This window comes from Bacteroides sp. D22, from assembly GCF_000163675.1.
Lineage (GTDB): Bacteria > Bacteroidota > Bacteroidia > Bacteroidales > Bacteroidaceae > Bacteroides > Bacteroides xylanisolvens.
The window spans coordinates 154,942-175,342 of sequence record NZ_GG774807.1; the positions used below are offsets into that span (position 1 = coordinate 154,942).

The following is a 20,401-nucleotide window of genomic DNA, read 5'->3' on the forward strand; positions in this document are numbered from 1 at the left end:
AACTGTTTATTTAATAATACCACGTTCTGAATTACGGATAAAATTGACTATATAGTCAATCTCCGGGCTCTTTTCGAATTCATCTTCTATTTTTTTCAATGCTTCTGTCGTGTTCAAACCACTTTGGTAGATGATACGATATGCATTGTGAATACTTTCGATCACTTCATTGGAGAAGCCACGACGGCGCAAGCCGATGACATTGATTCCGCTAAAAGCGATCGGTTCACGTCCTGCAATGATGTAAGGAGGAATATCTTTACTGAAACGGCATCCGCCCTGAATCATTACATGACTGCCTACATGACAGAATTGATGCATCAATACATTGGCGCTGACAATCGCGTTATCATCAATGACGATTTCGCCTGCCATCTTGGTAGAGTTACCGATGATACATCCGTTACCAACCAATGCGTCGTGTGCTACGTGTACACCTTCCATCAATAAATTGTTATTTCCCACAATCGTGCGCCCTTTAGCTGCCGTACCACGGTTGATTGTTACATTTTCACGAATCAGATTATTATCTCCGATTTCGGCTGTCGATTCTTCACCGCGAAACTTGAGGTCCTGCGGAATGGCTCCGATAACGGCACCCGGAAAAATCGTGTTTCCGTTACCAATACGTGAACCGTATAAAATATTGGCGTTAGCCATAATTTTATTGTTGTCGCCGATAACTACGTTCTTATCTATAAATACAAAAGGCGCAATTTCTACATTTTCTCCGATCTTAGCTTCGGGATGGATATACGCTAAAGGACTTATCATGCTTTTAAATATCAATTATTACTTATTTTTTACTATTTGTGCCATGAATTCTGCTTCGCAAACAACTTTCTCGCCGACAAACGCATATCCTTTCATGGTAGAAATGCCACGGCGGATAGGTGCCAGCAGTTCTACACGAAAGATGATTGTATCTCCCGGCACTACTTTCTGACGGAATTTCACTCCATCTATTTTCATGAAATAGGTAGAATAACGTTCAGGATCATCTACGGAATTCAAGACGAGCAAGCCTCCGACTTGTGCCATTGCTTCCACTTGAAGTACTCCCGGCATAACGGGCTCCTGTGGAAAATGTCCCTGGAAGAAAGGTTCGTTGGCTGTGATGTTTTTAATACCTACAATGTAGTTGGCACCAATTTCAATCACTTTGTCCACCAGTTGGAAAGGATAGCGGTGCGGTAACAATTCGCGGATGCGGTTTACATCCATTATCGGCTCGCGGTTACAGTCGTAACTTGGTGCCTGTATTTCGTGCAGACGGATTTCTTTCCGCATCTGGCGGGCAAATTTATTGTTGATGGTGTGTCCCGGACGGGTAGCGATGATACGGCCTTTAATCGGTTTGCCAATTAAAGCGAGGTCACCAATGACATCCAGCAGTTTGTGACGGGCACATTCATTGGGCCAAACTAACGGTTTGTGATTGATATAGCCTAACTGATCGGCATCTATGTGAGGTACTCCCATCACATCTGCCAACTTATCGAAGCTTTCCTGTGACATCTTGCGTTCGTAGATTACGATCGCATTGTCCAGGTCGCCACCTTTAATCAATCCGGCGGAGAGCAACGGCTCTATTTCACGAACAAAGACGAAAGTACGGCTGGCAGCCACTTCGTCTTTGAAATTATGCATATCTTCAAGGGTAGCAAACTGATTCGGGATAATAGTCGAATCGTAAGAAACCAGTACATTCAGACTGAAATTCTCGTCAGGTAGTACAATAATAGAAGAACCAGTCGTTTCATCCCGGAACTCAATTTTAGACTTGATAATATAAAAGTCTTTGACGGCATTTTGTTCTACTGTTCCTACACGTTCTATTTCTTGTACGTAATATTGTGCACTACCATCTAAAATAGGAAATTCCGGTCCGTTAACTTGGATCAGGCAGTTATCAATGCCCAATGCGTAAAGGGCTGCCATACCATGTTCAATGGTGCTTACTTTGACTCCATTTTTCGACAATACAGTACCACGGGTGGTTTCTGTTACATTGTCGGCTACTGCGTCGATAGTTGGTTGTCCTTCTACGTCAATGCGTTGGATTTTATATCCGTGATTGTCCGGAGCTGGATTGAATGTTACAGTGAGATCAAGTCCAGTGTGAAGACCTTTCCCGCTCAGTGAAAAGCTATCTTTCAGCGTTTTTTGTTTCAGCATTGGTTACTTATTTACTTATTTAATAGTTGTTTTAATTCTTCTATTTCTTTGCGCAAGTTACGCAGTTCTTTCTGCATATCCGGCAGGCTTCTTTGTGCAATGGATGATTTGAAATATTGCTTCAGTTCCATAGGAGGAGTTCCGATAAGCTGGCTACCGGACTTGATGTCTCCCGGCACACCTGATTGTGCGCCTAATCCAACTTTATCTCCTATTTTAGCATGTCCTGCAATACCTACCTGACCACCGATCATACACCATTCACCCACTTTGGTAGAACCGGCAATTCCGGCTTGCGCAGCCATAACGGTATGCGAACCTATTTCATCATTGTGTGCTATTTGTATCAGATTGTCTAACTTGACACCGCTGTGTACTACCGTAGCTCCCATTGTAGCACGGTCTACACACGTATTAGCACCTATATCTACTTTATCTTCCAGAATAACAATTCCGATTTGCGGAATCTTATCATATCCGTTCGGAGTGGGAGCAAAACCAAATCCGTCAGCTCCGATCACTGCACCCGAATGAAGGATACATTCATTACCTATGCGGCAGTCATGATAAACATTTACATTGGAGTAAAGCAGGCAACTGTTGCCTATCTTCACGCCGTCTCCAACGAAAGTGTGGGGGTAAATTTGAGTATTATCTCCAATCACGGTATTTTCACCGATATAGGCAAAAGCACCGATGTATACATTCTCACCAATTTTGGCGCTGGGTGCAACGAAAGCTAATGAATCTATCCCTTGTTTCTTAGGCTTGCTCATCTCATAAAGATTGAGCAATTTAGCTAGACTTTCGTATGCATTGTCTACTTTGATAAGAGTAGCTTTAATTTCGTGTTCGGGAGTGAAGTCCTTATTAACCAAGACAATGCTTGATTGTGTTTCGTAGATGTAAGGTGTATATTTGGGATTTGACAGGAAAGAAATTGCTCCGGGCATTCCCTCTTCAATTTTAGCGAATGTGTGTACCGTAGCGTTTTCGTCTCCAATGATTTCCCCTTGGATAAATGCTGCAATTTGCTTAGCCGAGAACTCCATGTCTTTTATTTAAAATTTAATTAGTTCACAAATAACGGATTTTTTTTTCAGATTTCCGTGTTATTGCATGAATATTTTATACTTATCTGTGTAATCTCTGATAGCAGAGATAGTATTTCTTTACCTTTTTGGACAATAATGAGATGTTCAGCATGTCCGATGCTTCGGCAATATTTTTGATAGTGCCGTCTTTGTAGATAATATCAATACTGTCATCTGCCGGGTCATACATATTCTTTTCGATGCTGGGGGTAGAGACAAAATAGTTCGCTTCGGAAAGGGTTATGCCTAGTTGCTGGCTGATGTGCAAAGTTAATTCTTTTTTTCTGTCCTCACTAATAGGTTCCGACGAAATTTCCACTTTAAAGATATTTCGGTTTATCATTCCCGTACTTAAAGTGGAAAGTACCTTATCTGTGTGGGTGCTCCACACTTTCAAGGCTGTCCATATATCATTGTCGTCCAGCTGGATAAAATTCTCCAGACAGTCGGGGTTGTTATAGAATTCCGTTGGATTGATATCATTGTAAAGGAAAAAACGTAATGCAGGAGATGCAAACAGTTCCACTCCTTGTGAAGCCAGTTCTTTGGCACGCAAGAGAGTACTAATCAGCATCTTTTCGTATGCCACGGACGTCTTATGCAGGTATACTTGCCAGTACATCAGGCGACGTGCCGTGAGGAAATTCTCGATAGAATAGATCCCTTTGGATTCGACAACCAGTCGGTCATCCGCTACATCAAGCATTTTGATAATTCGGGCGGAGCCGATGTTACCTTCCGTTACGCCTGTATAAAAGCTGTCGCGGCGAAGATAATCAAGCCGGTCCATATCTAACTGACCGCTTACGAGTTGATGCAGAAAGCGTTTCGGGTATTCGTCCTTGAAGATTTGAATGGCAAGACTCAGCTGGCCGTTCATCTCTTTATTCATCTGTTCCATCAACATGAGAGAAATCTCTTCGTGCGAGACTCCTTTTACAATCGTGTCTTCCAGTACATGCGAGAAAGGGCCGTGTCCTATATCATGCAACAGGATGGCAGCCTGCACGGCTTCCGCTTCACTATCAAAGATAAAATTGCCTTTGGAGGCCAGTTGGGTGATAGCTTCACTCATCAGGTGAAAAGCACCTAAGGAGTGTTGGAAGCGGGTGTGTTGCGCACCGGGGTACACAACAGATGACAATCCTACTTGCTTGATGCGGGTAAGACGCTGCAAAAGGGGATGCCGTACTATATCGTACAGTAACCCCTTTGGAATATTGATGAACCCGAATACGGGGTCGTTAATTATCTTTCTTTCGTAAGGCATTCGTTTTCTTTAGAGATCCTTTTTCCCTTTTCAGAGAATTGCTTTGAGTTGTTCAGCCATTTGTGCTTGCACTTCTTGTGCGGCGGTGCGGGCAGCTTCTGCAAATTTCTCTGTTTTATCTACGTAGATAATACCACGCGACGAGTTAACAATCAATCCGCATGTACTGTTCATACCATATTTGCAAACTTCTTCGAGTGAACCGCCTTGTGCTCCCACGCCTGGTACGAGAAGGAAATGGTTCGGGACAATCTTGCGGATGTCCTCAAAAGCACGTCCTTGAGTAGCACCTACCACATACATCATGCGGTCATCGCCAGCCCATTCCTGTGATTTGCGTAATACTTTCTCGAACAGACGTTCGCCGTTTACGTCTTCTGTCAATTGGAAGTCATGAGATCCTTTGTTGGAAGTCAATGCCAACAGGATCACCCATTTGCCTTCGTAGGTAAGGAACGGAGTAACGCTGTCTTCACCCATGTAGGGGGCTACTGTTACAGAGTCGATATCCAATTCTTCAAAGAATGTGCGGGCATACATTGCAGAAGTATTTCCGATGTCACCACGCTTTGCGTCAGCAATGATGAATTGATCCGGATAGTTATCTTTGATATATTTTACTGTCTTTTCAAATGCGATCCATCCTTTTACACCCATGCTTTCATAGAAAGCCAGATTGGGTTTGTAGGCGATACACAAATCAGCTGTCGCGTCAATGATTGCTTCGTTGAATGCGAAGATCGGATCTTCTTCTTTCAACAGATGTTCCGGGATTTTCTTGATGTCAGTATCAAGTCCTACACAAAGGAATGATTTCTTGCGCTTTATGTTTTCAAATAATTGTTGCTTATCCATCTTGTTATTTACTATTTTGCAATTTACAATTTACTATTTTAAGAAACCGTTCTCAACTCTCAATTCTCAACTCTCCACTTCTCTAAAGTTCGCTTTCTTTCAGGCGTTCTGCATTTTCCGCTACGATCAGATGGTCGATACAATCCTGGATATCCCCGTCCATGAAGGCTGCCAGATTATAGATTGTATAGTTGATGCGGTGGTCGGTGATACGTCCCTGGGGATAGTTGTAAGTTCGTATTTTGGCTGAACGGTCTCCGGTAGATACCATTGTCTTACGTTTGGAGGCAATGTCATCGATATATTTCTGATGTTCTTTGTCGTAGATAAAAGTACGGAGACGGGCCAAGGCGCGTTCTTTGTTTTTCGGCTGGTCGCGTGTCTCGGTACATTCGATAAGGATTTCTTCGGCAATACCGGTGTTCGGGTTCTTCCAGATATAGCGCAGACGTACTCCGGATTCTACCTTGTTTACATTCTGTCCGCCGGCACCGCCGCTTCGGAAAGTGTCCCATTTGATTTCTCCTTCGTTGATGACTACATCGAATTCTTCAGCTTCGGGAAGCACGGCCACGGATGCGGCTGAAGTGTGAACACGTCCTTGCGTTTCCGTCGCAGGAACACGCTGTACGCGGTGTACTCCCGATTCGTATTTTAAAATTCCGTATACATTATCGCCTGTCACACTACAAACAATTTCTTTGAATCCACCGGCTGTCCCTTCGTTCGCATTGGAGACTTCCATTTTCCAACCTTTGGTTTCACAGAATTTGGCATACATACGGAAGAGGTCGCCGGCAAAGATAGCTGCTTCGTCGCCTCCTGCACCTCCGCGGATTTCGAGAATAGCGTTCTTGCTGTCTTGCGGATCGGCAGGGACAAGCATCAGTTTGATTTCTTCTTCCAATACCGGAAGGCGCTCTTGACTATTGTCCATTTCTTCTTTCGCCATTTCGCGCATTTCAGCGTCCGATTCATTGGCAAGGATATTTTTAGCTTCTTCAATATTACCCAGTAATTGGATATATTCTTTCCTTGCTTTCATCAAGTCGTCTAATTCCTTATATTCTTTAGTCAACTTGACATAACGTTTCTGGTCGGCAATCACTGCCGGGTCTGTGATAAGGGTAGATATTTCTTCAAAACGGGCTACGAGTCCGTCTAATTTTTCTAGTATGGTACTATTGTCTGCCATTCTTTAATATCTAAATTCTCCGAATTCGCTCTTAATGATTAATTCTGTTTGCTCGCATGCTTCAACACGTCCTACAATCTGTGCCGGGATACCGAATGACTCGGAGATAGCTATCACTTTTTCTGCATGTTCCGGTGACAGGTAGACTTCAAGACGATGTCCCATATTGAATACCTTGTACATTTCTGCCCAGTCCGTACCGCTTTGTTCCTGGATCGTTTTGAATAAAGGAGGAACAGGGAAAAGATTATCTTTTACTACGCGTACGTTTTCTACAAAATGCAGAACTTTAGTTTGTGCACCACCGGAGCAGTGTACCATTCCGTGGATTTCCGGACGCAATGCATCAAGCAATTTTTTGACTACCGGTGCGTATGTACGAGTAGGAGAGAGTACTAACTTACCTGCATTAATTGGAGAATCTTCCACGCTGTCTGTTAGTTTTAATTTACCGGAATAAACTAACTCTTCAGGAACTGCAGCATCATAGCTTTCCGGATATTTTTCAGCAAGATATTTTCCGAATACGTCGTGGCGGGCACTTGTTAAACCATTACTGCCCATACCGCCATTGTATTCTTTCTCGTAAGTAGCTTGTCCGTAAGAAGCCAGACCAACGATCACGTCACCCGGACGAATATTGGCATTGTCGATAACGTCTGAACGTTTCATGCGGCAAGTTACGGTAGAGTCAACGATGATGGTACGTACCAAATCGCCGACATCAGCAGTTTCACCACCGGTTGCATATACGCCTACACCCATTTCACGGAGTTCGGCCAGCAATTCGTCTGTTCCGTTGATGATGGCGGAGATTACTTCTCCGGGAATCAACAGTTTGTTACGTCCAATAGTAGATGAAACAAGGATATTGTCTACGGCACCTACACAAAGGAGGTCGTCGATATTCATAATCAATGCATCCTGTGCAATACCTTTCCAAACGGATAAGTCACCCGTTTCTTTCCAGTACATATAAGCAAGAGATGATTTGGTTCCGGCACCATCGGCATGCATAATGTTGCAATATTCCGGGTCACCTCCCAATATATCGGGAATAATTTTACAGAATGCTTTCGGGAAGATTCCTTTGTCGATGTTCTTGATGGCGTTGTGCACATCTTCTTTTGATGCGCTTACTCCACGCATCATGTATCGTTGATTACTCATGAGTTATAGAATTATTTTGTATACGGCTGCAAAAGTACAGCTTTTTTTTGGTACAGCCAACTAGGTACTAGTAAATGTTAATCATTAACTTTTATACTTTGGGATATTCTATTGAAAAGGAGAAGAATAATAGAAAATTAAGAGTTAAATTCATACTTTTCATTACTATGAATTTAACTCTTAATATAGAAGTGTTTTATCTAATGAAAAAATGCCGAGATAAATATCTCAGATGATATCAAGTATCTTTTTGGGTAAATCAAATCTTTTTTAGAATTCTACCTTCGGAGCTTTCTCGCTTCCTTCTTCTGCTTCAAAATATGCTTTCTTATCGAAGCCGAACATTCCTGCAAAGATATTCTTCGGGAAACGGCGGATATTGGTGTTATAAGCTTGTGCAGCATCATTGAAGTTTTTGCGTGCTACATTGATACGATTTTCCGTTCCTTCCAGTTGAGCTTGAAGTTCCAGGAAGTTCTGGTTAGCTTTCAGGTCCGGATAATTCTCGGTGATGGCTAATAACTTGCCCAATGCTGATGTTACAGCACCTTGTGCTTTTTGATATTGCGCCAGCTTTTCCGGTGTCAGGTCGGCAGCATCTACTTTGATTTGAGTAGCCTGGCTACGTGCGGCAACAACTCCTTCCAATGTTTCCTTTTCATGTGTCGCATATCCTTTCACTGTGTTTACCAAGTTAGGAATCAGGTCGGCACGACGTTGATATTGAGTTTCTACATTTGCCCATTGACCACTTACATTCTCGTCCATAGTAACCAGACCGTTATATACACTTACTGCCCATATAACAAGGATAACCACAACGGCTAAGATGATAATAATTGACTTCTTCATGTTTCTAATTATTCTATAGTTTTTGTTAATTTATCAGGGTTTTGACGAACGTCCCAAACTGTCACAATGATTACATCCTTATTAGCATCAACGTAATAAATAAGTTTATAATTAGTGTCTACTACTAATGCTCTGTAACAGAGTGTAACTCTTTCTGAAGTATTTAGAATGTTTCCCGCATTTGGGAAAGTTCTAAGCATCTCTGCTTCTTTGATAAGTTTATTATGTAATTTAGCAGCTATACGTTCGTTTTTTGTATATTGTAATGTTTGTAAATAAACTAATTCTAGCGTTTGCAAAGCCGATTGAGTCCAAACAATATTTGTCATTTCATATAATATTTGAGAACATCCTCATGTGAAACAATTCTTCCTGCCTTGACATCCTCCATACCTCTATTGATTGCGATCTCTAATTCTTCTTGAGTATGTGGTAATAACCATGATTTTTGTTCCAATTCGTTGGAGAATCGAAGCATTTCTTTGAGCTGATTTTCTTCCATTAACATAACTCGTTCCATAATTTTCTGTCTCATGGTGATGGTGTCCATACCGTAAGAACCAGTTGGCTCATGGACAACTTTTTCTTGTTCTTTTTTTTCTTGATATTCTTTATTCTCTTTCATTTTCTTCTGTCTTAGTCATTAGGTAAAGTTACTAATTTATTTCGAAACTAGGGCATTGGATAACATTTATTTTAGAAACGAGAACCGGCACCACCGCCTCCGCCCATTCCTCCGCCAAAGCTGCCTCCACCGAAACCGCCTCCGCCTCCGAAACCACCTCTGCCTCCGCCAAAACCACCAATGAACGGACCGCCTCCGCCGCCGCCCCGGTGATGGTAATCATTGTCATAACTTTGCTGGCGGCGTATGATGGTATGTCCGCAGTTTCTACATGTATAGGTGACATCTTCGGTCTTCACTCCATTAATCCGGGATACGACTCTGCTTCCGCTTCTCTGCAATTGATGTTTACCGCAATTCGGACAGCGACTTTGTTTGCGTGCCGAAAAGAAAGCAAGACCTCCGCCAATGGCGATAAAACAAAGGATGGCAAGAATAAAATCAAAAGAACCACCACTGTTAGAATCGGAGAGAGCATCATTTTCCATCGAGCCGTCGAGCCGCTGACAAGTCGCTTTTATACCAGCCACCATTCCTGCATCCCAATTCCCATCTTTGAGGTAAGGAATCATATATCTTGTTTGAATCCTTTTGCAGATAGCATCAGGAAGTACTCCTTCCAGACCATAACCGGTATAGAACTGTATACAGCGTTGATCGGTGACTAATAAAATGACTAATCCATTGTTTTTGCCTTTTTTTCCTACACCCCATTTATTAAGCAGCTGATGACAGAAGTCGAAACAATCTTCTTCTCCGATTGAGGGAACTACGGCAACCACTGTTTCAATTCCAGTTTGTTGTTCCAAAGCATAAAGCATGGAGTCTATACTGTCACAAGCAGCCTGTGAAAGTATGCCGGCCGGGTTGCAAACATATTGCATTTTGTTTTGCAGGTGAACTTTCGGAAGGTTGTCTACCGTATATACTTTCTCTTGAGCTTGTAGTGGGAACAGAAGAAAAGTTGCTAGTATAAAAGTTAATATTGATTTCATAACGCTTGTTTTATCTTTGCAAATATAGAAACTTTTTCTGTTATGAATCTAAAACTCCTTGTTATAATAGGTTTAATGGATGTATCGCCCGACGAATGCACGGACTCGGTCGGTGTACTCCTGTTTATTCTCTTGGTATGAAACGGCATGAGCGGCTCCCGGCACAATCCATAGTTCCTTGGGCTCCGGTTTGGCTTCGTAAAGCGGGTATACCATCCAGGTAGGCACATACGTGTCTTTGTCCCCGTGAATAAACAGCATCGGAAGTTGTGATTTGGCTACTTGTTTCAGTGAAGAAGCTTCTTTGAAATTCCATCCATATTTCTTTTCGCAAAGCCAGCTTGTGGTGTACATGAGTGGAAAAGGAGGAAGATGAAAACTTGTTTTCAACTCGTGTGAGAATTCGTCCCATACGCTGGTATAGCCGCAATCCTCCACAAAGCATTTGACAAATGGCTTTTGTTCCTCACCAGATACCATCATGGTGGTGGCACCTCCCATTGAAATTCCGTGTACAACCATTTGCGTGCTGTCTCCAAAGATTTCATTTGCGATGTTCATCCATTGCAATACATCTAGACGGTCTTTCCAGCCCATTTGAATGGCAGGACCTTCACTTTCTCCCTGATGTTGCAGGTCGGGGAGTAATATATTATATCCTAAATCACGATTATACAGATAACCGATCATAAACATGCGGATAGCATTATCCGTATACCCGTGTACAATGACTGCAGTCTTGCTGGTAGGTTGGGGAGCAGCCACATAATACGCATGTAGTTGTATGCCGTGTGGGTTTATGATAAAAGTGTCTTTCAGTGCATCCACTTGTTTCAGGCTATCCACCCATGGACGCAAAAAAGGGTAGTTTTTATACATGAAAGGATAAGAGTCAGCATCTTTAGACAAAATTTTGGCATTCGGAGTCAATGAGAAGTTTAACATATAAAAACTTCCTCCGATAGTGCAGCCGGTCAATGCCAGCATGATAATAATGATGCTATATACTACTTTTCTCCTCATAAAAACTTCTTTTAATCCTTATTTATGCCATATCTCCCAGGCGGCAAATGCCTGAAGCAGGAGCATTTCCAGACCGTTTTTCACAACAGCCCCTTGCGCTTCTCCTTTTTTCATGAACAGCGTAACGTTCGGATTATATAACAAATCGTAGAGCAAATGGTTTGGTGTCAGAAGTTCATAAGGGATATTAGGGCAGAAATCTACCTTAGGAAACATTCCTACGGGGGTACTATTGACAATGACTGTGTATTCTGCCATAATTTCGGGAGTCAGTTCTTCATAAGTCAGCATATCGTCGGCTTTGTGGGTGCGCGATACGAAGATGCTTTCGATACCTAGATTCTTCAGACCGTGGTAGACAGCTTTGGAAGCTCCGCCGGTACCCAAAATCAACGCTTTCTTGTGATGAGGCTGCAACAAGGGCTGGATGGATTGAGTGAATCCAATGATATCGGAGTTGTAACCCACCAATTTGACTTTTCCTTTTGGCTGGCGAATGATTTTAATTACATTGACTGCGCCTATCTTTGCGGTGTCACGATCGAGTTCATCCAGAAAAGGAATCACTTGTTCTTTGTAAGGGATGGTGACATTGAGCCCGCACAGGTTGGGATTCTCTTCGATCACTTCCATGAAGTCATTGATACTGGGAATCTCGAAATTCACATACTCTGCATTGATTCCTTCGGATTTGAACTTCTCATTAAAGTATCCGATAGAAAATGAATGTCGCAGAGGATAGCCGATTAAACCATATTTTTCCATAATATAATAAGGGTTAAATTAATCATTCACAATGAATTGCTATTTTGTTGCGGTATAAAGAGTGCAGATGCCAAAGGTCAGCCGTTTGAAGTTGACTTCGCTAAATCCGGCTCGGGCGATGACTCCTTTCATCACTTCCCCTTGAGGAAATACTTTGATGGTATCCGGCAGATAGCGGTAGGCACTGTTATCTTTGGAGAGCAGTTTGCCCAATAATGGAATGACGACTTTTGAGTAGATGGAAAACAATTGTTTCATCGGGAAACGGTCCGGAGTGGTAAGTTCCAAAATCACAAGATGACCGCCCGGTTTCAATACACGGCACATTTCGGAGAGTCCTTTGTCGAGGTCTTCGAAATTGCGGATACCGAAAGCTACGGTGATGGCGTCAAAATCATTGTCGGCAAAAGAGAGTGAAGTACAGTCCTCCCGGGCAAAAGAGATCTTGTCCGATAGTCCTTCCTTTTTTACTTTTTCACGTCCCACATTCATCATGCCTTCCGAGATGTCCGTCCCGATCAGTTCGGCAGGTTGCAGTTTACGACAGGCGAGGATAGCAAAATCTCCTGTGCCGGTAGCTACATCCATCATACGCTGCGGTTGGAAAGGGCGTAACCAGGCAATCGCTTTTTTGCGCCAGCTGCGGTCGATACCTAGAGATAAGGTATGGTTCAGCTTATCGTATGCATGCGCGATGTTGTCGAACATTCGTTCCACTTGCTCGGTCTTTTTTCCTTCTTCGTCGTAAGGCTTGATATGTTGTTGTGGGTAGTCCATTCTTTTTAATTGATAGTTGATAAATGATAGTTGGAAGATGATAGTTGATAAATGATAGTTGGCGGATAATAATTAAGGTTGAAGTTATATGCGATGAATTGCATACGAACTGTCATTCATTATCTGTCAACTATCATTTATTATCTGTCATTTGTTGACTATCAACGATTCAAGAACGTTTCAACGTTTTTGAATATACGTTCAGCGATGTTGGTGGTATCTTCTTTCACAAACTTCTCACCGGTGATGTTTTCGAACAATTCGATGTAACGGTCACTGATGCTTTGTACGATAGCCGGAGTCATTTCAGGCACTTTCTGACCGTCTTTGCCCTGGAAACCGTTTTCCATCAACCATTCGCGAACGAACTCTTTAGAAAGTTGTTTCTGGGGTTCGCCTTTTTCGAAACGTTCCTGGTAACCTTCAGCATAGAAATAACGGCTTGAATCTGGAGTGTGGATTTCGTCCATCAGGTAGATAGTACCGTTGTGCTTGCCGAATTCGTATTTTGTATCTACGAGAATCAGTCCGCGTTCTGCTGCGATTTCAGTACCGCGTTTGAAAAGGGCTAATGTATATTTTTCGAGGATTTCATACTCTTCCGGAGTAGCCAATCCCTGTTTCAGGATTTCTTCTTTAGAGATGTCTTCGTCGTGCAATCCCATTTCTGCTTTCGTAGTCGGAGTGACGATCGGTTCGGGGAATTTTTGGTTTTCGCGCATTCCGTCCGGCAATTTTACGCCGCAAATCTCGCGTACACCGCTTTTGTAAGCCCGCCATGCGCTACCGCACAGGTAACCACGTACAATCATTTCCACCGGAAAACCTTCACACAACACACCCACTGTTACCATTGGGTCCGGAGTAGCCATTTTCCAGTTCGGACAGATGTCAGTAGTGGCATCGAGGAATTTAGCTGCAATCTGATTCAGCATTTGTCCTTTGTAAGGAATACCTTCAGGTAGTACTACGTCAAAGGCCGAAATACGGTCGGTTGCTACCATGACGAGTTTTTCGCCGTTGATGTTGTACACATCGCGCACTTTTCCGTGGTACACACTTTTCTGTCCCGGAAAGTTGAAATCTGTTTTTGTTAATGCTTTCATATGTTTAATTATTTATAATACTTCCTGTGTTGATATCTATCTTGGTGCTTACTTTTTCTTTTTCTCCACTGTAATATGTCACATTAAATATGGAATTAAGTACATTGGATTTTAAGGAATGTTCTATTAACTCTATTTTGGGTGGATTTATTTCTTCTACTGGCTTATTGGGAATTAATTCATTGTAGGTGTTTGACCATATGAGTCCCTTGTCTAAGCATTTTCTCGATATACTATATTCTCCCCAATCAAGAAATTCTGTATTTGAAATGGCGATATTGTGATAACAAGTTGGCCATTCGTATGTTTCCCCATAGTACATTTTCTCGAATATAATTTTACCAGTTGAATCGTATACTATGTTCTTATTTTCTGAATTATCATGTATAATGAACTTATCTTCTCCAAAATTGGATGATTTTATAACTCCTATTGTTGTTACAGTTGCTATACTATCTAATTTATTTGTGTATATCATTGTGTATGTGTGAGTCTTGTTATGGGTATTAACATAATGGGCATTCCAATATAATAATATGTGTTCTTTCAAAAATAAACAATTATAAGGTGTATAAGGTATTGTTTCTACTTCTCCATATCCTAAGTCAACATTTTCTGATTTAGGTGCATATAAATTCCGTTCATGGGCGACTTTCTGATTTTGGCAAATACGAATTTTTAATATGCCATTAATTTCTTCTACTGAAACGCGAATTGATGTATCGTATGGAGATGTTTCGTTAATATAAGAATACGAAGAAACAGTTAGTATCTCTTCTTCATTTTTACTACATCCCAATATAATTATTAACAGTATTGTAAATATTGCAATTTTCTTCATTGTATTAATTTATTAGTTGTTTTTTCACTTCCCGTTTCTCCCGCTCGGCTTTCGCTTCTTTATCGAACTTTTCGTAAGCATCCACGATACGTTCCACCAGTTTATGGCGTACAATATCTTTCTTATTCAGTTCAACAAAACTGATCCCTTTCACTCCCTTCAAGATGCGGAGGGCTTGCACCAATCCCGATGTTTGTGAAGCGGGAAGGTCAATCTGTGTCATGTCTCCCGTCACAATCATCTTGGTGTTCATACCCATACGGGTGAGGAACATTTTGATTTGTTGTGCGGTAGTATTCTGGGCTTCGTCCAATATGACGACTGCATCATTCAGCGTACGTCCGCGCATAAAGGCTAACGGGGCAATCTGGATAATGTTCAATTCCATGTATTCCTTTAACTTGGCGGCAGGTATCATATCCTGCAAGGCGTCATATAAAGGTTGCAGGTATGGATCGATCTTATCTTTCATGTCGCCGGGCAGGAAACCGAGCTTTTCTCCGGCTTCTACGGCGGGGCGGCTAAGAATGATTTTTTTGATTTCTTTGTTTTTCAATGCACGCACGGCAAGGGCAATAGCGGTGTATGTTTTTCCCGAACCTGCCGGACCGATGGCGAATACCATATCATTCTTGGCGAATCCTTCTACCAGTTTCAACTGGTTTTCGCTTCGGGGGATGATAGGCTTGCCCGTGACGCTGAACACAATCACGTTTCCTGTCTGTTCCGCTTGCGGAGCATTTCCTTTTATAATGTCAATGATGACTTCTTCTTTCAGTGAATTATATTCGGCGCAGTACTTTTCAAGTTTGGTGATATTTTCCTCGAAGGCACACATTTCCTCCTCGTCGCCCAGCACTTTGATGACATTGCCTCGGGCAACTATGCGTAGCTTTGGATATAAAGCTTTAATTAACTGTATGTTGGCGTTGTTTACACCGTAAAAAATAACCGGATCAATGTCCTCAAGAACAATCAGCTTCTCTATCATTAAGTTGTATTAAAGAAAAATTTCTGCAAATTTAATCAAACGTTTTGGATTCTCTGATTGTTTGGAGGTGAATTTTACTGCAAATCTTCTACTATCCACTTTTCGATGTTTCTTGTTTCATTACTGAAATTAATGCCTATTTTAAATATTTGTCGCTTGTCGGCAGCAAATGCTTGTGCATAATGTTTGTCATTGATTTGTTGCAGAGCCTCTTCGGCGGTTCCCTCCAGTTTGAATTCCATCACATAGATGAAATGATCGGTTTGCAGGACGAGGTCAATGCGTCCTTGTGAGGTATGATACTCTGCTTTTACATAGAATCCAATGAGTTTAAATACGATGAAGAGTACATTTTGATAATGTAGTTCCAAATCGCGTACCAATTCGTAAGGTGTATCGGCAAAGAAACTTTGTAGGCGGCGGAAAAAGGCATCATAATCACCGCTTCGTACTTCGGCTACAAATTTACGAATTTGGAATGGTGACTCGATAGCATCTATGTTTGTGTAGAATGGAAGAAGATATTTAACAAAACCTTCTTCTACTTCCCGATTGGGAAATCCCAGGCGATAAGTTCCAAACTCTTTGTCGAATCCTTTGATAGTAAGATATCCACTTTGATAGATGACCGGAATAGGATTTCGGGACGTCGAATCAATGCTGTTCAGTACATCTGCATCCGTTTCTTCATGCGTGATACGTTGGAGATTGTAATTGGATTTCTTTAGTAATTCTACCAGATAAGTCGGGGTGCCGGTCTCAAACCAGTAACTACCGAATTTCATCTTATAGAATGTGTTGAGCAAACTGAATGGGTTGTATATTCCTATGGAGTTTTCTACGAAATGATAACCATCATAACATTCTTTCAGTTCGGAGCATACCTCCTCATAAGTCATTTTTTGCTTATCAGCCAAGATATGCAAGTCTTCTTCCATATTGTCGTGGATTTCTTTCTCTGTGATGCCGCAGAGTTCCACGTACTGTTCATCCATTGAAATATCAATCAGATTGTTCAGGTCGCTGAATACACTGACTTTTCCGAATTTGGTGACACCTGTAAGGAATCCGAGTTTGATGCATCCGTCTTTACTCTTTAATGCTCCATAGAAAGGCTTTAGTGTGTTTCGGTAATATTTTTGCAGTTCTTCGTTTCCGATAGCTTGCAGCATAGGTTTGTCATATTCGTCTACAAGGATAACGACACGTTGCCCGGTCTGTTCGTAAGCCCGCTGTATGATGCCTGCAAAGCGTAAAGAAAAGGAAACTTCCGACGGGCGTGTGCCATACAGGCTTTCCCAATGTTCCAGATTGTCATTGAGTATTTGGCCCAGACTTTCGGGAGTATCATATTTCTCGATATTTAAATCAAGGTGTAATATCGGGTGTTTGATCCAGTCTTTTTCCAGTTGTTCGATAGCCAATCCTTCGAATAGTTCTTTCTTTCCCTGATAGTATGCTTCAAGAGTAGATATAAGCAGACTCTTCCCAAAGCGGCGGGGACGGCTAAGAAAATAGTAACGGCCGGTTTTTACTAATTGGTAAATGAGTCTGGTTTTATCTACATAGAGATAACCATCGTTACGGAGACTTTCAAAATTCTGTATGCCGATAGGATATAGCTTGCTCATAATCTGATTCTTTTAGCGTTGGATTCATACAAAGATAGCTGTTTTCCATCTTAACACAAAATTTACCTTGAAGGTTTTATGATATGCTAGTCAAAGATTTTGAAAAAAGGTATTTATCGGGCGGTGATATGGAAACATCCTTGCTTCAATTCATATTTGATGTAGCATTTTTCAGCTTGTCGCAGGTCTCTTAAAACCTCGGACAAGACAAGTTTCAGTGTATCGGCACTTACATCCTGTAACGGTCTTCCATCCTTGTCTTCTACCTTTTTGAAACGTTTCCAACTGACATCAAAGGTGGCTCCAAAGCAGTGTGCCGAGTTGGCGGAAGCATTTCCGTTGCGACGGCGGAGGCGTTTCACATCGTTTTCGGTACGCAGTACGGAAGTAATAATTACCTGGTTGGGGTTTAGACCTTTGGCTGCCAATGAATCGAGGAAATTGGAACCGATTGTATCGAGCAGTGCACTGGCACGCGGTACGAGATAGGGGATAGAGTGTGTCAGTGAATCTACTACATAAAACTCATTGTCGGTAATATGAGTTAGCTTTTCTTTCATATCTTCTGCTGCTTCCCGGTCTGCCAATGGACGGATACCTATCTTTTTGGCTACTTCCAGATGTGCGTCATTCAAATCAGGGAAAGAACGTTTATAGCTGACGACGCCACGAATATTGCGTGGCTCATTCAGTTTCAGCGACATGTCTTTCTTTTTGCAGCCCGAAGTAAGCGTTGTAAGCCCAATAACTAGTAAAAATAGCGGTAATATGCGAAGCTTATAAATAGTCATTTTATATTTTTTGCTCGCAAATATACGCTATTTTTTCATACGTTCCATGCTTTGCATTATTTTCAATTCCATACTTTTGAGGTTATTCCAAAATATTCTCTGGTATTTCAGGATAGGTATTTAATATACCTATTATGGTATAATCTGTATTGTCAATTGTTGTTTTTAGTGTGGGTACTATTGTATGTTCGCTTCTGGTAAGAGCTTTTTCTACAAGTTCTTTCCAATCTACACCTAGAAATCTTGATATAAGATTTAGGACAGCATTTGCACTCGTAACCCCATCGTATAGCTCAAATCTTAATTTGTGAGGGGTGGGGGGAACTGATGCATCCGTGAAATTTTCTTGTTCGTCAGATGTATAATTTAATGTTAAATAAGGTATGGCGTATGTAGGAGACGAGTTGCCGGAACCGCTTTCTAACTTGGTGAAAAAGTCGTATGTTCCTTTTGCTATTGGAGTGTGAGATAGTTCGTCTCTAAACTCAATATAACGGAAAAAATAGCATTCTTTAGCTTCATTGTTAATCAGATAAACTACAGTGCCATTGGAAAGTGCCGGATGATTACTTTTTTCTATAGCGTACGCCAAATAGCTGTCTGTTATTTTAATTCTTAAATCAACTGTTTCGTTGGTGATATTATCTTTTACTTTCACCTTTGTTTCTCCTTTCTTTTTTGGGGTGACCCTTAAGCTTCCCATTCCTATCGAACTGGACAAATCTACATCTATATTTAAAATGTCAGTTTTTTCTACAGTTACGGTGTAGTCCCTGTTTCCACCTGTGATGGTGATATTGGTTGTTCCTAACAAAGGTCTTTCGTAATACTCTTTTTCGAAGGATAAAGAATATATCTTTTTTTCATCGTTATTTCCACAGCTAAAAAAGATAATTGTATAGAGAAATGACAGTAGTGCTCCAGGTAAATGTTTTGTCTTCATGATTATTCTGTTTTATAGTTTTGCAGGAGAGATATAGTTTTATAAGTTCCTGTATTGATGTTGGAGGCAAATATAAAGATTTTATCAATGTGTTGAAGTAAATAGTGTATTTATTTCTTGTCCTCCAGCTATTTTCATACATTTGTAGCGGTTTATAAAAATAGGCCACTTTTCCACTAAACATAACACACATGAAAACAGATTTCGATTACAATTCTATGCCCGTTAGCTTCGCTCATTGCTTGAATGGACATTGTTTGCGTGCGGACAAATGTCTGCGACGACAAGTAACTCTCCGAATGCCGAAAGAGCGGGCTGCTGTAATGGTTATTAATCCCGAACATGTCACCTCCGATGGTGAAGACTGTACTTACTTTATTGATGAAAAGCCGGTGTTGTTTGCACGGGGAATGAAACATTTGCTGGATCGGGTGCCGCTTGCTGATGCCACCGTTATCAAGCGACAGATGATAGCCTACTTCGGCAAAACGATCTATTATCGTTGTTGCAATAAAGAACGGTTGATTAAACCAAAGGAACAAAAGTATATACAAGAACTTTTTCGAAAGAGGGGAGTTACAGAAACGCCTCAATATGATGAATATATCGAATACTATGATCTTGGGTAAGTATATCCGTTAGTTCCGGTAATCCCATATATTGTGGGAAAGTATTCTCTTATATTATGGGAATTTATTCCCTCAAAATGAGGGAATAAATTCTCTCCAGCTAGGGAATCTTTTCCCACAATATGTGGGACTACCGGGGGCTGTAATACCCTGATAATAGTTGGCTGCCTTTTTTTTATCTTCGGGTTGGGTTGACATTTATTATGTAGGTATTATATAGCAGTTCCGGTATGAGAAATGCATGATGAAAGTATGAGAAATACCGGTTTTTTATGACATTTCAGGCAAAATACTATGAGAAACACCTTTTTAAAAAGTATTTCTCATAGTGCTATTGCTTTGAATTACAGATAATTATCATGTGAAGTATGAGAACATGAGAAATGATTTCGCGAAATCATTTGGTTCTTCTTCAAATTCCGTGCTAGTAAAGCTCATTGAAAGGTTGATGGATAAAGGGATATCGGCATATTAGAAATAGCAAATAAATTATCCAAGCTATATGCATCTTAAAGTACCCCGGAATAGCCATGAATAAGGTTATTGAACATAAATAAGTAGCACGGAATTTGATTAAGAACCAATCATTTCTAGTGCGTATTAGATTACTGCATCTTTCAGCCATTTTCCGAAAAAAACGGTCATAGACAATATACCCATCTGGTGTATT

21 protein-coding genes are annotated in these 20,401 nt (G+C 41.2%); 1 reads left to right on the forward strand and 20 read right to left on the reverse strand.

The window, feature by feature from the left end; genetic code table 11:
* Positions 1–6 precede the first annotated feature (6 nt).
* The 20 genes from lpxA to HMPREF0106_RS11340 all read right to left on the reverse strand — a co-directional run bounded on the left by lpxA (position 7) and on the right by HMPREF0106_RS11340 (position 19,102).
* The gene (gene lpxA / locus HMPREF0106_RS11435) at positions 7–774 is read right to left on the reverse strand and encodes an acyl-ACP--UDP-N-acetylglucosamine O-acyltransferase (RefSeq protein ID WP_009040143.1); all 768 of its coding nucleotides are present in this window, start codon (positions 772–774) and stop codon (positions 7–9) included.
* Between the two features lie 18 nt (positions 775–792).
* Positions 793–2,178 (reverse strand): bifunctional UDP-3-O-[3-hydroxymyristoyl] N-acetylglucosamine deacetylase/3-hydroxyacyl-ACP dehydratase, encoded by a 1,386-nt coding sequence (locus HMPREF0106_RS11430; protein ID WP_009040144.1) that lies wholly within the window; start codon positions 2,176–2,178, stop codon positions 793–795.
* 11 nt (positions 2,179–2,189) lie between these two features.
* Positions 2,190–3,230 (reverse strand): UDP-3-O-(3-hydroxymyristoyl)glucosamine N-acyltransferase, encoded by a 1,041-nt coding sequence (lpxD, locus tag HMPREF0106_RS11425; RefSeq protein ID WP_004308537.1) that lies wholly within the window; start codon positions 3,228–3,230, stop codon positions 2,190–2,192.
* 82 nt (positions 3,231–3,312) lie between these two features.
* Complete coding sequence (locus HMPREF0106_RS11420; protein ID WP_009040145.1) at positions 3,313–4,542, reverse strand: HD domain-containing protein; 1,230 nt, start codon at positions 4,540–4,542, stop codon at positions 3,313–3,315.
* 30 nt (positions 4,543–4,572) lie between these two features.
* On the reverse strand, positions 4,573–5,397 hold the full coding sequence (pyrF, locus tag HMPREF0106_RS11415; protein WP_004315686.1) for an orotidine-5'-phosphate decarboxylase: 825 nt from the start codon (positions 5,395–5,397) through the stop codon (positions 4,573–4,575).
* Between the two features lie 82 nt (positions 5,398–5,479).
* Complete coding sequence (gene prfA / locus HMPREF0106_RS11410; protein WP_004301709.1) at positions 5,480–6,592, reverse strand: peptide chain release factor 1; 1,113 nt, start codon at positions 6,590–6,592, stop codon at positions 5,480–5,482.
* Between the two features lie 3 nt (positions 6,593–6,595).
* The gene (locus HMPREF0106_RS11405) at positions 6,596–7,762 is read right to left on the reverse strand and encodes an AIR synthase-related protein (protein WP_008997792.1); all 1,167 of its coding nucleotides are present in this window, start codon (positions 7,760–7,762) and stop codon (positions 6,596–6,598) included.
* 270 nt (positions 7,763–8,032) lie between these two features.
* The gene (locus tag HMPREF0106_RS11400; RefSeq protein ID WP_004315685.1) at positions 8,033–8,614 is read right to left on the reverse strand and encodes a LemA family protein; all 582 of its coding nucleotides are present in this window, start codon (positions 8,612–8,614) and stop codon (positions 8,033–8,035) included.
* Positions 8,615–8,622: 8 nt separating this feature from the next.
* Positions 8,623–8,943 carry a type II toxin-antitoxin system RelE/ParE family toxin gene (locus HMPREF0106_RS11395; RefSeq protein ID WP_008645477.1) on the reverse strand — a complete coding sequence of 107 codons (321 nt, stop codon included), beginning with the start codon at positions 8,941–8,943 and terminating at the stop codon, positions 8,623–8,625.
* Positions 8,940–9,239, reverse strand: a complete 300-nt coding sequence (locus tag HMPREF0106_RS11390) for a hypothetical protein (RefSeq protein ID WP_004315684.1) — start codon at positions 9,237–9,239, stop codon at positions 8,940–8,942. The genes HMPREF0106_RS11395 and HMPREF0106_RS11390 overlap by 4 nt, the downstream gene beginning before the upstream one ends.
* Before the next feature lie 71 nt (positions 9,240–9,310).
* Complete coding sequence (locus tag HMPREF0106_RS11385; protein WP_009040146.1) at positions 9,311–10,234, reverse strand: TPM domain-containing protein; 924 nt, start codon at positions 10,232–10,234, stop codon at positions 9,311–9,313.
* 72 nt (positions 10,235–10,306) lie between these two features.
* Positions 10,307–11,257 (reverse strand): alpha/beta hydrolase, encoded by a 951-nt coding sequence (locus HMPREF0106_RS11380; RefSeq protein WP_009040147.1) that lies wholly within the window; start codon positions 11,255–11,257, stop codon positions 10,307–10,309.
* Positions 11,258–11,275: 18 nt separating this feature from the next.
* Complete coding sequence (locus tag HMPREF0106_RS11375) at positions 11,276–12,022, reverse strand: shikimate dehydrogenase family protein (RefSeq protein ID WP_009040148.1); 747 nt, start codon at positions 12,020–12,022, stop codon at positions 11,276–11,278.
* 39 nt (positions 12,023–12,061) lie between these two features.
* Complete coding sequence (ubiE, locus tag HMPREF0106_RS11370) at positions 12,062–12,799, reverse strand: bifunctional demethylmenaquinone methyltransferase/2-methoxy-6-polyprenyl-1,4-benzoquinol methylase UbiE (RefSeq protein ID WP_004315680.1); 738 nt, start codon at positions 12,797–12,799, stop codon at positions 12,062–12,064.
* Positions 12,800–12,960: 161 nt separating this feature from the next.
* Complete coding sequence (locus HMPREF0106_RS11365; RefSeq protein ID WP_004315679.1) at positions 12,961–13,905, reverse strand: phosphoribosylaminoimidazolesuccinocarboxamide synthase; 945 nt, start codon at positions 13,903–13,905, stop codon at positions 12,961–12,963.
* A 4-nt stretch (positions 13,906–13,909) separates the two neighbouring features.
* Positions 13,910–14,746 (reverse strand): hypothetical protein, encoded by an 837-nt coding sequence (locus tag HMPREF0106_RS11360; protein WP_009040149.1) that lies wholly within the window; start codon positions 14,744–14,746, stop codon positions 13,910–13,912.
* Between the two features lie 4 nt (positions 14,747–14,750).
* Positions 14,751–15,737, reverse strand: a complete 987-nt coding sequence (locus tag HMPREF0106_RS11355) for a PhoH family protein (RefSeq protein WP_008020812.1) — start codon at positions 15,735–15,737, stop codon at positions 14,751–14,753.
* Between the two features lie 74 nt (positions 15,738–15,811).
* Complete coding sequence (locus HMPREF0106_RS11350; protein WP_009040150.1) at positions 15,812–17,368, reverse strand: ATP-binding protein; 1,557 nt, start codon at positions 17,366–17,368, stop codon at positions 15,812–15,814.
* Between the two features lie 113 nt (positions 17,369–17,481).
* Entirely contained in the window at positions 17,482–18,159 is a 678-nt protein-coding gene (locus HMPREF0106_RS11345) for a DUF5715 family protein (RefSeq protein WP_008020814.1), read from the reverse strand.
* An 82-nt stretch (positions 18,160–18,241) separates the two neighbouring features.
* Positions 18,242–19,102 (reverse strand): hypothetical protein, encoded by an 861-nt coding sequence (locus HMPREF0106_RS11340; RefSeq protein WP_004315676.1) that lies wholly within the window; start codon positions 19,100–19,102, stop codon positions 18,242–18,244.
* 191 nt (positions 19,103–19,293) lie between these two features.
* On the opposite strand from HMPREF0106_RS11340, the gene HMPREF0106_RS11335 reads away from it, so the two are divergent.
* A complete protein-coding gene (locus tag HMPREF0106_RS11335) occupies positions 19,294–19,731 on the forward strand; it encodes a DUF6078 family protein (protein WP_008020821.1) in 438 nt (145 codons plus the stop codon).
* Positions 19,732–20,401: the final 670 nt, after the last annotated feature.

Coding starts and splice junctions, on each gene's coding strand:
- lpxA (WP_009040143.1), bottom strand. CDS start 774: ATGATAAGTCCTTTAGCGTATATCCATCCCGAAGCTAAGATCGGAGAA.
- HMPREF0106_RS11390 (WP_004315684.1), bottom strand. CDS start 9,239: ATGAAAGAGAATAAAGAATATCAAGAAAAAAAAGAACAAGAAAAAGTT.
- HMPREF0106_RS11400 (WP_004315685.1), bottom strand. CDS start 8,614: ATGAAGAAGTCAATTATTATCATCTTAGCCGTTGTGGTTATCCTTGTT.
- lpxD (WP_004308537.1), bottom strand. CDS start 3,230: ATGGAGTTCTCGGCTAAGCAAATTGCAGCATTTATCCAAGGGGAAATC.
- pyrF (WP_004315686.1), bottom strand. CDS start 5,397: ATGGATAAGCAACAATTATTTGAAAACATAAAGCGCAAGAAATCATTC.
- HMPREF0106_RS11335 (WP_008020821.1), top strand. CDS start 19,294: ATGAAAACAGATTTCGATTACAATTCTATGCCCGTTAGCTTCGCTCAT.
- HMPREF0106_RS11360 (WP_009040149.1), bottom strand. CDS start 14,746: ATGAAGAAAATTGCAATATTTACAATACTGTTAATAATTATATTGGGA.
- HMPREF0106_RS11405 (WP_008997792.1), bottom strand. CDS start 7,762: ATGAGTAATCAACGATACATGATGCGTGGAGTAAGCGCATCAAAAGAA.
- HMPREF0106_RS11340 (WP_004315676.1), bottom strand. CDS start 19,102: ATGAAGACAAAACATTTACCTGGAGCACTACTGTCATTTCTCTATACA.
- HMPREF0106_RS11355 (WP_008020812.1), bottom strand. CDS start 15,737: ATGATAGAGAAGCTGATTGTTCTTGAGGACATTGATCCGGTTATTTTT.
- HMPREF0106_RS11430 (WP_009040144.1), bottom strand. CDS start 2,178: ATGCTGAAACAAAAAACGCTGAAAGATAGCTTTTCACTGAGCGGGAAA.
- HMPREF0106_RS11345 (WP_008020814.1), bottom strand. CDS start 18,159: ATGACTATTTATAAGCTTCGCATATTACCGCTATTTTTACTAGTTATT.
- HMPREF0106_RS11420 (WP_009040145.1), bottom strand. CDS start 4,542: ATGCCTTACGAAAGAAAGATAATTAACGACCCCGTATTCGGGTTCATC.
- HMPREF0106_RS11385 (WP_009040146.1), bottom strand. CDS start 10,234: ATGAAATCAATATTAACTTTTATACTAGCAACTTTTCTTCTGTTCCCA.
- HMPREF0106_RS11380 (WP_009040147.1), bottom strand. CDS start 11,257: ATGAGGAGAAAAGTAGTATATAGCATCATTATTATCATGCTGGCATTG.
- HMPREF0106_RS11365 (WP_004315679.1), bottom strand. CDS start 13,905: ATGAAAGCATTAACAAAAACAGATTTCAACTTTCCGGGACAGAAAAGT.
- HMPREF0106_RS11375 (WP_009040148.1), bottom strand. CDS start 12,022: ATGGAAAAATATGGTTTAATCGGCTATCCTCTGCGACATTCATTTTCT.
- prfA (WP_004301709.1), bottom strand. CDS start 6,592: ATGGCAGACAATAGTACCATACTAGAAAAATTAGACGGACTCGTAGCC.
- ubiE (WP_004315680.1), bottom strand. CDS start 12,799: ATGGACTACCCACAACAACATATCAAGCCTTACGACGAAGAAGGAAAA.
- HMPREF0106_RS11350 (WP_009040150.1), bottom strand. CDS start 17,368: ATGAGCAAGCTATATCCTATCGGCATACAGAATTTTGAAAGTCTCCGT.
- HMPREF0106_RS11395 (WP_008645477.1), bottom strand. CDS start 8,943: ATGACAAATATTGTTTGGACTCAATCGGCTTTGCAAACGCTAGAATTA.